11 protein-coding genes are annotated in these 12,984 nt (G+C 62.7%); 9 read left to right on the top strand and 2 right to left on the bottom strand.

Translation table 11 applies throughout. The annotated features are described in order from the left end of the window. Window positions 1–38 precede the first annotated feature (38 nt). The 8 genes from OZ428_RS31490 (at window position 39) to OZ428_RS31455 (ending at window position 9,613) form a co-directional block, all read left to right on the top strand. Window positions 39–2,297 carry a heavy metal translocating P-type ATPase gene (locus tag OZ428_RS31490; RefSeq protein ID WP_269132248.1) on the top strand — a complete coding sequence of 753 codons (2,259 nt, stop codon included), beginning with the start codon at window positions 39–41 and terminating at the stop codon, window positions 2,295–2,297. A 16-nt stretch (window positions 2,298–2,313) separates the two neighbouring features. After that, on the top strand, window positions 2,314–3,177 hold the full coding sequence (locus OZ428_RS31485; protein WP_016979030.1) for a LysR family transcriptional regulator: 864 nt from the start codon (window positions 2,314–2,316) through the stop codon (window positions 3,175–3,177). Window positions 3,178–3,484: 307 nt separating this feature from the next. Next, window positions 3,485–4,549 carry a putative 2-aminoethylphosphonate ABC transporter ATP-binding protein gene (locus OZ428_RS31480; protein WP_033897017.1) on the top strand — a complete coding sequence of 355 codons (1,065 nt, stop codon included), beginning with the start codon at window positions 3,485–3,487 and terminating at the stop codon, window positions 4,547–4,549. Window position 4,550: 1 nt separating this feature from the next. Next, window positions 4,551–6,257 carry a putative 2-aminoethylphosphonate ABC transporter permease subunit gene (locus tag OZ428_RS31475; RefSeq protein WP_133075484.1) on the top strand — a complete coding sequence of 569 codons (1,707 nt, stop codon included), beginning with the start codon at window positions 4,551–4,553 and terminating at the stop codon, window positions 6,255–6,257. Between the two features lie 22 nt (window positions 6,258–6,279). Continuing rightward, complete coding sequence (locus tag OZ428_RS31470; RefSeq protein ID WP_033897019.1) at window positions 6,280–7,299, top strand: putative 2-aminoethylphosphonate ABC transporter substrate-binding protein; 1,020 nt, start codon at window positions 6,280–6,282, stop codon at window positions 7,297–7,299. A gap of 1 nt (window position 7,300) precedes the next feature. Further along, on the top strand, window positions 7,301–8,434 hold the full coding sequence (locus OZ428_RS31465) for a TIGR03364 family FAD-dependent oxidoreductase (protein WP_269132246.1): 1,134 nt from the start codon (window positions 7,301–7,303) through the stop codon (window positions 8,432–8,434). Next, window positions 8,434–8,988, top strand: coding sequence for a phosphonate degradation HD-domain oxygenase (locus OZ428_RS31460; RefSeq protein WP_133075482.1), 555 nt, complete (start codon window positions 8,434–8,436; stop codon window positions 8,986–8,988). The genes OZ428_RS31465 and OZ428_RS31460 overlap by 1 nt, the downstream gene beginning before the upstream one ends. Window positions 8,989–9,079: 91 nt before the next feature. Next, complete coding sequence (locus tag OZ428_RS31455; RefSeq protein WP_133075481.1) at window positions 9,080–9,613, top strand: hypothetical protein; 534 nt, start codon at window positions 9,080–9,082, stop codon at window positions 9,611–9,613. A 5-nt stretch (window positions 9,614–9,618) separates the two neighbouring features. Here the strand turns inward: OZ428_RS31455 and OZ428_RS31450 are convergent, their stop codons facing one another. Together OZ428_RS31450 and OZ428_RS31445 are read right to left on the bottom strand one after the other, a co-directional pair. Next, window positions 9,619–10,986: a DUF3482 domain-containing protein gene (locus OZ428_RS31450; RefSeq protein ID WP_269132245.1), complete on the bottom strand. Its 1,368-nt coding sequence runs from the start codon at window positions 10,984–10,986 to the stop codon at window positions 9,619–9,621. After that, window positions 10,979–12,349 carry a DUF2868 domain-containing protein gene (locus tag OZ428_RS31445; protein ID WP_269132243.1) on the bottom strand — a complete coding sequence of 457 codons (1,371 nt, stop codon included), beginning with the start codon at window positions 12,347–12,349 and terminating at the stop codon, window positions 10,979–10,981. Before OZ428_RS31445 ends, OZ428_RS31450 begins: the two co-directional genes overlap by 8 nt. Window positions 12,350–12,418: 69 nt before the next feature. Here OZ428_RS31445 and OZ428_RS31440 point away from each other — a divergent pair, with 69 nt between their 5' ends. Continuing rightward, complete coding sequence (locus OZ428_RS31440) at window positions 12,419–12,931, top strand: dihydrofolate reductase (RefSeq protein ID WP_269132242.1); 513 nt, start codon at window positions 12,419–12,421, stop codon at window positions 12,929–12,931. Window positions 12,932–12,984: the final 53 nt, after the last annotated feature.

Raw genomic sequence — 12,984 nt, 5'->3', positions numbered from 1 at the left:
CTTTACTTGGCAACAGGCACCTTTACGGACGCGACAGAATGAGCGATTCCATCCACACCCCGCATAAACACGAGCATGATCACGACCACGATCATGGCCCGAAAAAACTCACGCCTGTGCATGACCACGGCCACGGCGGCTCCTGCTGTTCCGGAACGCCGGCCCCGGCGTTGGTGCAACTGAGCGAGGCGGCCACCGCCGGCTCGCGGTTGAGCACCTTTCGCATCGAAGCCATGGACTGCCCCACCGAGCAGACGCTGATCCAGAACAAACTGGGCAAGCTGGCCGGCGTGCAGCAACTTGAGTTCAACCTGATCAACCGCATCCTCGGCGTCACCCATGACTTGCCAAGCACTGCGCCGATCATCGACGCCATCAAATCCCTGGGGATGCAGGCGGATCCCATCGAAGAAGGCACCCCAGTCGCTGAGCCGCCGGCCAAGAAACACTGGTGGCCGCTGGCGTTGTCCGGCGTGGGTGCGTTGGGGGCCGAAGTGCTGCACTTCAGCGGCGTCGCGCCCACTTGGGTGATCGCGCTGGTGGCGCTGGTGTCGATCCTCAGCGGCGGCCTTACCACGTATAAAAAGGGCTGGATTGCCCTGAAAAACCTCAACCTGAACATCAATGCCTTGATGAGCATCGCCGTGACCGGTGCGATCCTGATCGGGCAATGGCCGGAAGCCGCCATGGTGATGTTCCTGTTCACCGTGGCCGAGTTGATCGAAGCCAAGTCCCTGGACCGCGCGCGCAATGCCATCAGCGGCTTGATGCAGATGACGCCGGAGCAGGCCACGGTACAGCAGGCCGATGGTTCATGGGCTGAACAGGAGGTCAAAAGCATTGAATTGGGTGCGATTGTGCGGGTAAAACCCGGCGAGCGCATCGGCCTGGACGGTGAAGTCACCGCCGGCCAATCCACCATTGACCAGGCGCCGATCACCGGTGAAAGTCTGCCGATTGAAAAGACTGTGGGCGATAAAGTCTTCGCCGGCACCATCAACCAGGCCGGCTCCCTGGAATACAAAGTCACCGCCGCGGCCAACAACTCCACCCTGGCGCGCATCATTCACGCGGTGGAACAGGCCCAAGGCGCCCGCGCGCCGACCCAGCGCTTTGTCGACAGCTTCTCGAAGATCTATACCCCGGCGGTGTTCCTGTTCGCCCTCGGCGTGGCGCTGATTCCGCCGCTGTTCATGGCGGGCGCCTGGTTTGACTGGATCTACCGCGCCCTGGTGCTGTTGGTGGTGGCGTGCCCATGTGCGCTGGTGATTTCCACCCCGGTCACCATCGTCAGCGGCCTCGCAGCGGCGGCGCGCAAAGGCATCCTGATCAAGGGCGGCGTGTACCTGGAGGGCGGTTACAAGCTCGACTACCTGGCCCTCGACAAGACCGGCACCATCACTCACGGCAAGCCGGTGCAAACCGACTACCTGGCGCTGTTCCCCAACGTCGCAGACAGCGCGCCGGCTTTGGCCGCCAGTCTGGCCGGGCGTTCCGATCACCCGGTGTCGCTGGCGATCGCCAACGCGGCTGTGGATAAAAACCTGCCCACCCATGTTGTGGATAACTTCGAGGCCCTGGCCGGTCGAGGCGTGCGTGGCGACATCAACGGCGAAACTTACCATCTGGGCAATCACCGCCTGGTGGAAGACCTGGGCCTGTGCTCGCCGGAGCTTGAAGAAAAACTCTTCGCCCTGGAAAAGCAGGGCAAGTCCGTGGTGCTGTTGCTCGACAAGTCCGGCCCGCTGGCGTTGTTCGCCGTGGCCGACACGGTCAAGGACAGCAGCCGCGAAGCCATCCAGCAACTGCACGAGCTGGGCATCAAGACCCTGATGCTCACCGGCGACAACACTCACACCGCCCAGGCGATTGCCGCCCAGGTTGGCATCGACCAGGCCCAGGGCGACCTGTTGCCGACCGACAAACTGCAAGCCATTGAAACCCTCTATGGCCAAGGCCATCGCGTGGGTATGGTCGGTGACGGCATCAATGACGCCCCGGCGTTGGCCCGTGCCGAGATCGGTTTTGCCATGGCCGCAGCGGGCACCGACACTGCCATCGAGACCGCCGACGTGGCGCTGATGGACGATGATTTGCGCAAGATTCCGGCATTCATTCGTCTGTCGCGGCAAACGTCGAGTATCCTCAAGCAGAACATCGCCCTGGCGTTGGTGATCAAGGCGATTTTCCTGGCGGTCACCTTCCTGGGCTTGGCCACCATGTGGATGGCGGTGTTCGCCGACATGGGCGTGAGCCTGCTGGTGGTGTTCAATGGCCTGCGCCTGTTGCGCAAATAGAGATTGAGAGGGTGGTGTGCTGAGTGCCGAGCTGAAGGCTTTTTTCATGGTCGCCCGCCTGGGCAGCATCACCCAGGCGGCGAAAAAACTCGGCCTGAGCCAACCCACGGTCACCACCCAGATCCGTAACCTCGAAAGCCAGTACGGCGTCGAGCTGTTCTACCGCGGCGGTCGCCGCCTCACCGTCAGCGACGAGGGCGCGCGCCTGCTGCCGATGGTCAAGGCGCTGTTGCAGCAAGAAGCGGACATCGAATTTTTCCTACGTAACAATGGCCAGGTCCAGGGTGCATTGAGGATTGCTGCCACGGCGCCTTACTACATCCTCGACCTGGTCAAAGCCTTTCGCGAACGCCTGCCGCAAGTGGAGGTGTCGGTGGAAATCGGCAACTCCCAGCAGGTGCTCGAAGCGCTGGATGATTACCGCGTCGATGTCGCCGCCTCCTCGCAACTGCTGGAAGACCCGCGCCTGATTCGTCGTGTGCTGGGCACCGACCCGCTGGTGCTGGCGGTGCATCGCAACCATCCCCTGGCCAAGCTGGATCACGTGCCGCTCAGCGCTTTGGCCGGGCACACCCTGCTGATGCGTGAAGCGGGCTCAACCACGCGACGCCTCACCGAAGAACTCCTGCAAAGCGCCAACGTGAGCTACGGCCCGTTGCTGGAAATCGGCAGCCGCGAGTCGATCCGTGAGGCGGTGCTGCGCAACATCGGCATCAGCATCATTGCGCGTCAGGAAGTGCCCCATGATCCGCAACTGCGGGTGCTGACTTTCGAGAATGCGCCGCAGATACCGGAGTATCTCTACTGCCTCAAGGAACGCAAAGGCGCACGATTGCCGGCGGCATTTCTGGGGTTGGCGCAGGAAATGTCGCCGCTCTAACGATCAAGCGATATCTCCGTGGCGAGCGGGCTTGTTGTGGTGAGCGGGCTTGCCCCGCGTTGGGCTGCGAAGCGGCCCTAATAAGGCCACCGCATTTCTACTGGTAGAACTGAGGGCCTGGTTTTAGGGCTGCTGCGCAGCCCAGCGCGGGGCAAGCCCGCTCACCACAAAAAACCGCTCACCACAAGGGTGTCCGCGTCCTACCCAAATCCACCAATACCACTATCACCGCGTTTTGCCTTTCTGCCACATGAGGGACGCATTGCCTGCCTAGCATGGGCTTCATCAGTTCGATGAGGTGCCTTGCATGAACACAGCCCTGACCCAACCCGGCGCGCCGATGAAAGTGCGCGGTATCCAGAAACGCTTCGGCGCTTTTACTGCGCTGGACAACGTCTCCCTGGACGTCGCCGCCGGCGAGCTGGTGTGCCTGCTGGGCCCGTCCGGTTGCGGCAAGACCACTTTGCTGCGCTGCATCGCTGGCCTGGAGCGCCAGGACAGCGGCGAACTGTACCTGGGCAGCCGTGATGTTTCCCTACTGCCGCCCCAGGCGCGGGACTACGGCATTCTGTTCCAGTCCTACGCGTTGTTCCCCAATCTGACTGTCGAAGCGAATATCGGCTACGGCCTTACCGGCAGCGGTCGCGATGAAGTGCGCAAGCGCGTCGGGCAGATGCTGGAATTGGTCGGCCTGGTCGGCAGTGAAAAGAAATACCCCGGCCAACTCTCCGGTGGCCAGCAACAACGTGTCGCCCTGGCCCGTGCTTTGGCGCCTGCCCCTTCGTTGTTGTTGCTGGATGAACCGATGTCGGCCCTCGACGCCCGCGTCCGTGAGCATCTGTGCACCGAGCTGCGCCAACTGCAACGTCGCCTGGGTATCACCACGTTGATGGTCACCCACAACCAGGACGAAGCCATGCTGATGGCCGACCGCATTGCCGTGATGAACAACGGCAAGGTCGAGCAATACGCCACGCCCCAGGAAATCTACGACCGCCCAGCCACGCCGTTCGTGGCGGAGTTTGTCGGCCAAGGCAACTGGCTGCCGTTCAGCCGCAACAGTGCCAGCCACGCCCAGGTCGGTGGGATGAACATGCGCCTGGCCGACGATGCTGGCGTAGCCAAGTCCGGCCGCTTGTTCTGTCGCCCGGAGGCGATCAGCGTCAACCCGCCGGTGCATGAAGAAAACCTGTTCCCGGCCAAAGTCCGCGAGATCACCTTCCTCGGCAATCGCTGCCGTATGAGTTTCGAGTTGGAGCAATTGCCCGGCCATGCACTGTTGGCCGAGTTGGCCCCGGAAGCCATGCCGCGCCTGGGCGCCCAGGACATCTGGGTGGCCTTGCCGCCGCGCAGCCTGCAGGTGTTTGCCTGAGATGGCCGCTGTCATGACGCTGCCACGACCGGTGTCCCGCGCCGAAACCGGCGACAAAATTTTCGTCGTCGGCGGCAAACTGCTGTGGCTGTTGTTGCTGGGCCTCGCGGTGTTGATGCCGTTGCTGGCGATCTTCTGGCGCGGTTTCAGCAGTGAAGCCGGGCAGGGCGGTGGCCTGGTGGCTGCACAGGAACTGATCACCAGCGCCAACTTCCATTGGTTGCTGGGCAATAGCCTGAAAGTTTCCCTCAGCGTGGCGGCTATCGTCGTACCGCTGGCCTACCTGTTTGCCTACGCCCTGCAACGCACGTTGATCCCCGGCAAGGCGATCTGGCGCGGCATGTCGTTGCTGCCGTTGATGGCGCCATCGATGTTGCCGGGCATTGCGCTGGTCTACCTGTTCGGTAACCAGGGCATGCTGCGCGGGTTGCTCTCGGACAATATCTACGGCTTCTGGGGCATTGTGCTGGGTGAGGTGATCTACACCTTCCCACATGCCTTGATGATTTTGCTGTCGGCGCTGTCCCTGGCGGATGCGCGCCTGTTCGATGCGGCCTCCAGCATGGGCGCCAGCCCGGCGCGGGCGTTTCGCAGCATTACCTGGCCGGCCACGCGTCAGGCGGTGTTCGCTGCGTTCTGCCTGGTGTTCACCCTGACCATCACCGACTTCGGCGTGCCCGTGGTGGTCGGAGGCGATTATCAGGTGCTGGCGCTGGAAGCCTACAAGGCAGTGGTCGGCCAGCAACAGTTCGGCCGCGGCGCGTTGATCGGCATGGTGTTGCTGCTGCCAGCGCTGTTCAGCTTTGGGGTGGATGCCTGGCTGCGCCGCCGTCATGGCGACTCCATGAGCGGCCGTGCCCAAGTGTTCCAACCGGCGCCATCGCGCATGAGGGACGGCTGCTACCTGGCCATCGTGCTGCTGATCTGCGCCGTGTTGCTGCTGGTGTTCGGCATGGCGGTGTATTCGTCGCTGGTGAAGTTCTGGCCGTACAACCTGTCGTTGTCGCTCAACCACTACCAGTTCGAAGACACGGCCGGCGGCGGCTGGCTGGCCTATCGCAACAGCCTGACCATGGCGCTGTGCACCGCATTGATCGGCAGCGTGTTGATTTTCACCGGCGCCTACCTTATGGAAAAGACCAAGGGCCAGAAGGGGCTAAACCTGGCCCTGCGCATGCTCAGCTTTGTGCCGATGGCCGTACCGGGCTTAGTGCTGGGCTTGGGCTACGTGTTCTTTTTTAACCTCAACGGCAACCCGCTGCATGTGTTCTACGGCACCATGACGTTGCTGGTGGTGTGCACCATTGCTCACTATCTGACCACCGCGCAGATGACCGCCACCACGGCACTGCGCCAGCTGGACGCCGAGTTCGAAGCCGCCGCCTTGTCCCTCAAGGCGCCGCTGTACCGCCATTACCTGAAAGTCACGGTGCCGATTTGCCTGCCGGCATTGCTGGACATCGTGCGCTACCTGTTTGTGTCGGCGATGACCACGGTGTCCGCCGCGATCTTCCTCTACAGCCCCGACACCATCCTCGCCGCCGTCGCCGTGTTGAACATGGACGACGCCGGCAACGTGGGCGGCGCGGCGGCCATGTCGACCTTGATTCTGTTCACTTCGGCCGGCGTCTCGCTGCTGCTGGCGTGGGCCTCACGTGGCGCGTTGCGCCGCTCCCAAGCCTGGCGCCAGAGCGCACCCGGCCAATAAATATCCCTGAAGGAGGTGCTCCATGTTCAAGCCCCTGGCGCTGGTCGCTGCCGTACTGACTGCATTCAGCCTGAATGCCTTCGCCAAGACCGAGTTGACCGTGTACACGGCCCTCGAAGCCGAGCAGTTGAAGACCTACAAAAAGGCCTTTGAACAGGCCAACCCCGATATCGAAATCAAATGGGTGCGCGACTCCACCGGCATCATCACCGCCAAGCTGCTGGCCGAGAAAGACCGCCCGCAAGCCGACGCCGTCTGGGGCCTGGCGGCTTCCAGCCTGGCGATCCTCGACCAGCAGGGCATGCTGGACAACTACGCACCGAAGGACCTGGACAAAATCGGCAAAAACTACCGCGACGCCGCCAACCCGCCGGCCTGGGTCGGCATGGACGTATGGGCCGCGACCATCTGCTTCAACACCGTCGAAGCCGAAAAGCAGGGCCTGACCAAGCCGGTGAGCTGGCAGGACCTGACCAAGCCTGAGTACAAGGGCAAGATCGTCATGCCCAACCCGGCCTCGTCCGGCACCGGTTTCCTGGACGTCAGCGCCTGGCTGCAGACCTACGGCGAGAAGCAGGGCTGGCAGTACATGGACGACCTGCACCAGAACATCGGCCAGTACGTTCACTCCGGCTCCAAGCCGTGCAAGCTGGCGGCTTCGGGTGAGTTCCCGATCGGTATTTCCTTTGAATACCCGGCTGTGCAGTTGAAGCGCCAGGGTGCGCCGCTGGATATCATTCTGCCGAAAGAAGGTTTGGGCTGGGACATCGAAGCCACTGCCGTCATGAAAGGCACCCACAACGCCGACGCCGCGAAAAAACTCGCGGATTTCTCCGCCAGCCCGGCTGCCATGGACCTGTACAAGGACAACTTCGCCGTCCTCGCCCAGCCTGGCATTGCCAAGCCGCAGACCGAATTGCCGGCCGACTATGAACAGCGCCTGATCAAGAACGACTTCGCCTGGGCTTCGAAAAACCGCGACAGCATCCTGACCGAATGGCGCAAGCGCTATGACGGCAAGTCGGAGAAGGTGGCACCTTAGGATGAACTATCAAAGCGACCTACTGATCATCGGCGCCGGCATCCTCGGCCTGTCCCACGCCTTCGCCGCCGCCAAGCGCGGCCTCAAGGTCAAGGTGTTCGAGCGCAGCGCCACGCCACTGGGCGCCTCGGTACGCAACTTCGGCCAGGCCCTGGTCACCGGCCAACCACCAGGTCCGATGCTCGATCTGGCACGAGAAAGCCGTGAGATCTGGGGCTATTGGGCGCAGGTCGCGGGGCTGCAACTCAAGCGTAACGGCGCGTACCTGTTCGCCCGCACCGAAGCGGAAGAGCACTTGCTGGAAGCCTTCTGTGAGGGGCGGGCGAAAGAGCACGGCTACAACGTCGAACTGCTGCAAGGCGCGGCGATGAAAGACTTATATGGCGGCCAGTTCAGCCATCACCGCGCCGCGCTGCATGGCAAGGACGACCAGCAACTGTATTCCCGTGAAGCGATCCCGGCGCTGATCAACTACCTGGCGCAAGAACTGAAGGTGGAGTTTTACTTCTCCACGTTGGTGCGCGACGTCGAGCCGGGTCAGTTGCACAGCACGGCGGGAAGCTTTCGCGGTGAGCAGATCATCGTGTGCGCCGGTCACGACTATCAAACCTTGTTGGCCGACGCGATGGCCGAACTCAACCCGAGCATCTGCCGCCTGCAAATGCTGCGCGCGCGGCCAGCGGTCAACCTGAACCTGCAACACGCGTTGCTCACCGGCTTGAGCTGCGTGCATTACGGCGCTTTCGCCGACCTGCCCGAGGCGGCGCCGGTGCAGGCGCAGATCTTGCGCGATGCACCGCATCTGCACGAACACGGCATTCACCTGCTGATCAGCCCCACGCCCCATGGCGAACTGATCATCGGCGACTCCCACGACTACGGCAGCGATGCCTCGCCGTTCAATGCCGAGAGGGTCGATGACTGGATGATCGAACTGGCTGAACAGACCTTGGGCTGCAAGATCCAGGTGGTGGAGCGTTGGCAGGGTGTGTATGGCTCGCGGGGGCCGGGACCGTTTTCATTCCTGCGCGCGGCGCCGGGAGTGAGCGCGGCGTTGATGCACACCGGCGTGGGCATGAGCGTGGGGCCGGCGATGGCCGAGCGCAATATCAGTACCTTGTGGGGAGCGGCGTGATGAACCCGGAACAGACCATCTCCGAAGTCTTCGGCTTGTATGAACAGCACGGCACCGCGGATTACATCGGCGAGCCGGTGTCGCAGATCGAGCACATGTCACAGGCTGCGCAGTTGGCCATGGCCGAAGGCTTTGATGACGAGGTGGTGTTGGCGGCGTTTTTCCACGACATCGGGCACATCTGCGGCCAGGGCGGGGAAAACATGGGCGGTTATGGCGTGGTCAGCCATGAACGGCTGGGCGCGGATTATCTGCGTCGTGCAGGGTTCAGTGAGCGCATGGCCAAGTTGGTGGAGTATCACGTGCAGGCCAAGCGCTACCTGACCTTCAGCCAGCCGGACTATTACGCGCGCCTGAGCGAAGCCAGCCGCCGCACCCTGGCGTATCAAGGTGGCGTGATGAGTGCCGAGGAGGCCCAATTGTTTGAACAGGACCCGTTGTTCACAGTGAGTTTGCGCATGCGCCATTGGGATGAGCAGGCCAAGGCAATGCATGTGCCGGTGCTGGATTTGCAGGTGCTCAAGGCCAAGGCCATACGGCTACTTGCTGCGTAGAGTGGCCTTACGCAAAACGCAGACGCGCCGCCTAGAGTCTCGTTTGGCAGGTTACTAAGGTATTTGCTTCTTTAGTCAAAGGAGCAATGCGATGCGTTATTTGAAAGCCACCGCCCAGGATCTGTGCGGGAATGGGCGCGCCGATACGGTGATTCTGCACTTCTATCAGCAGCAACCCGCTGCCCCCGACGCGTTGATCTACGAAACCGTCGGCCTGGATATGACCGTGGATGGCAAGGTCGACCTGCAGCTGGCGGGAGAACGTCAGCCTGACAGTCTGGATTTTGACAAACGTCTGCTGGCGAGTTTCGCCGACAGCTTTTTGAAGCTGAACTGGTTCAACCCGGCCAGGCAGTGGCAGCGCACATTGATCCTGTACGTCGACCATTTCGGCAAAACGGGTAAGCCGAACGCGATCAAGCTGGATTTTCACGAGCCTGCTGCCTCTGGGGGCGCCGTTCCGCTGATCTACAAGGTGGCGGCCTATGACGGCGACAGCGACGGCGTACTGGAATCGTTCACCAACAGCGACGTTGACCGCAATGGTGTGGCTGACAAGGCCGACAAGGAACTGATCCGCTCGTTATGCACGACCTTCTTGGCCTTGAACTGGTATGAGGTGTAATCGGTTTACGCCTCGTCGAGTCGGGTGGCCAATGCCTCGACCTGTTCCTGGCGCTCAGCCTGGCTCAGCTTGGCGTGCGGATTAAGGGACGACCATTGCGGGTGGGCGCGCGCCTTGTGCAGGGCGTCCGGTAACTTGCCTTCGCGCCAGGTCTTGTCCTGGGGCGTGTCGACCTTAATGCTGTGCATCGCCGCATGGCCGCGCAGGTTCAGGGCCTTGAGCAACTGGCGCTGACGCAGGGCGAGCAGGCGCAACACACTGTCGTCGACGGTCAGCTCGCGTTGGCCTTTGATTTTGCCCAGCAACCGGCTGCCATAGCTGCGTGCGGTTTGCAGTGCGCCACCGGCAATTGCACCGGCCAGGGCGGCGGCGCCCAGCGTTAATCCACCGACCAACAAATCCACGCCCGCACCGGCCGCCGCCCCTGCGGCGATCCCGCCACCGACACGCACGCCCAGTTGCTTGAGGGTTTCCGGGTTGAACAGGTCATCGCCCCAGCGCCCGTCGAGCAGGGGCAAGTCGCTGGCGGCGGCGTCCTGCGGTCGGAAGCCGAAGAGTTTGAGCAGGGCTTCCACGCATTTCTGTTCACGTTGGCGCACGGCTTTGCGCAGGTCGCTGATGGCTTGTTGCTCATCTTCGGTAACCACACTGCGGCGACAGGCGGCGCAGTCGATCAGCAATTCTGCGATCAATCGAGCAGCACTTTGCTGGCGGGCCTGGCGCTGGGCCTCCTGATCAAGAATCAAGCGCTCCAACTGTGGCCGCGCGTTTTCCAGCAGCAGGGCGAGGCTTTCATACAGCCGACGTCCACCGTCTTCCGGGGGCGCCACGCTGTCGAATCGCACCAGAGCATGCAGGCCCAGGCGAGCCAGGGCTTCGCGCCAGTCCGGCTCGCGGTGGTCGCTGCTACTGACGAAATTAAGCACCGGCAGCAACGGCTTGCCGCAACTGGCCAGCACTTGCAGTTCGTCACGGTACTTGGCCAGCACCGGCTCGCGGGCGTCGATCACGTACAGGCCGGCGTCGGAGGCCTGCAGTTGGCGCAGCACCTTGGCTTCCTGTTCGAAACGCTGGCGGGCTTCACTGCCATCGAGGAAGCGCGCCAGGCGGGCCGGGCCGTCGAGGCGTTCGCCGGGGCGATCCAAGCGCTCCAGGTAATCGAGCAGGGCGATGGCGTCTTCCAGGCCGGGTGTGTCGTACAACTCCAGCAGGGCTTCGCCGTCCACCGACAAGCGCGCGCCTTCGACATGCCGGGTGGTGCTGGGGCGATGGGAGACTTCGCCGAAGCCTACGTCTCGGGTCAGCGTGCGCAGCAACGAGGTCTTGCCGACATTGGTGTGGCCGACCACGGCGAGTTTCAGCGGCTTAGTCATGACCCGTCTCCAGCCAGTTCAACGGCGCGCAATCGGCGAACGGCAGCTCAAGTTGCTGCAACGCGGCGTGCCAGTCGCCCAGGCGTTCGGCGTCCAGCGCCTGGCTGGGCGGGGCTTGCAGCAACCAGACGCGGGTATCGGTGGCGCTGCGCGCGAGTTCGGCGATCAGCGCGAGGCTGCCACGATCCGGCGAGCGGCGTGGGTCGCAGGCGATGGCCAGGCGGGCGGGCGGGAAGCGCGTGAGTTGTTCCAGCAGCTTGTGGCGTGACTCGCGGCTGTCGAGGATGCCGGCGTTCTTCACGCTGGGGGGCAGCTTGGGTGGCCAGGGATGTTGGTCGTCCAGTTCGATGGCAACCAGCAGGGCGCCGTCGCTTTCCAATTCACTGACGCCGCCACTGATGGGGTGCAGTTGTTCGGGGGCGGCATCGTTGACCCCAAGGCGCTCGCTGCTCGGCATCAGGCGTTCGCGCAATTGGCTATAGCCGGGCAGGTTGAGGTCCAGGCGCAGGGCGGCGCGCCCGCGTTTCCAGCGCCACAGGCACAGCAACGCGAGGATCAGACGGGGCAGCAGGCCATAGACCAGCAGCACGCCGACCAGCCAGGCGGCCCAGGCTTGTCGGGCGCTTTCGATATTCAGGGCGGAGTCGCCGCTGGCGCGGATCATCCCGACGGTCGGCACGTTGAAGCCCAGCAGCGCGGGCAGGGTGCCGAGGGCCTGGGTGACAGCGACAAAGGTGTCGGCACCGAGAATGGTGGTTTCCCACACGAAGCCATAGCGACGGGTGGCGAGTAGCGTAAGAAGAATCACCAAGGCGCTGAGCAACGCCAACAACCACACGCTGTTGACCAGCACGCCCACGGCCCAGCGATTGAGCTTTTGCCGTTGCAGCAACAGTAAAAGTGCTGGCGCCAACTGTGCAGCCTTGGCATCACGGGCGAGCTTTTCGCTTAGCCACAACCACAGTCGCCCGAGGCTGGCGCTGTGTTCACCGGCAAACAGCAGGCCCAGGGCCCAACTGATCAACAGGATGAGATTCAACCCGAGCAAGCTGCCGAGCGCCCAGAACACGTTGACCGGCGTCAGGCCGTTGCCCAATGCGGCAAACGCCAGCCCAGCGCCGCTGATCACCGCGACAATTGCCAGCAACACCAATGCCAGACGTGCACCTTGCAACCAGCGGGTGAGGGCATTCGTGAGCCCATCGCGCTCGGCCAGGTGCAAGGCGCGTTGCTGGATGCGCGTCGGCAGATCGCCGCCGGCCGTGCGGGCCAGGCGATTGGCCTCCAGGTCTTCCAGCGGGCCTGCGTGTTCTTCGCGCAGGCGCACGGTTTCTGTCAGCCAGAGAGTGTGCAGAGGAGTCACGCGCTGTCCTGTTGTGTTTGTGAGCCTGGAGCATAACCCCTGGCTCGGGGCTCTGGTATTCTCGTCGGCATGAAAAAAACTCTCCCTTTAAGCCTGATCGCAGCCCTCGGTGAAAACCGTGTGATCGGCGTCGACAACAGCATGCCCTGGCATTTGCCGGGGGATTTCAAATATTTCAAGGCTACCACCCTGGGCAAGCCGATCATCATGGGGCGCAAGACCTGGGACTCCCTCGGTCGACCGCTGCCAGGGCGCTTGAACCTGGTGGTTAGCCGTCAGACTGATCTGGCGCTGGAAGGTGCGGAAGTTTTTCCGTCGCTGAAGGCTGCGGTGGAACGCGCCGAGGCGTGGGCACTGGAGCAGGGTGTGGATGAGTTGATGCTGATCGGCGGTGCGCAGTTGTATGCGCAGGGGCTGGAGCAGGCTGATCGCCTGTATTTGACGCGGGTGGCGTTGAGTCCGGAAGGGGATGCTTGGTTTCCGGAGTTTGATGCTGGCCAGTGGAAGCTGGTGTCGAATGTCGAGAATGCGCCTGAGGGTGAAAAACCGGCGTACAGCTTTGAGGTTTGGGAAAAGGCCTGATCGGTACCGGATAAGCCTGACTTGCAAAAGCAACTTTTATGCCTCACTGTAAT

Source organism: Pseudomonas sp. GXZC, from assembly GCF_026967615.1.
Classification (GTDB): Bacteria; Pseudomonadota; Gammaproteobacteria; order Pseudomonadales; family Pseudomonadaceae; genus Aquipseudomonas; species Aquipseudomonas azotoformans_A.
Note: the sequence above shows the minus strand (reverse complement) of the source record. Positions and strands in the feature narration are given on the sequence as shown.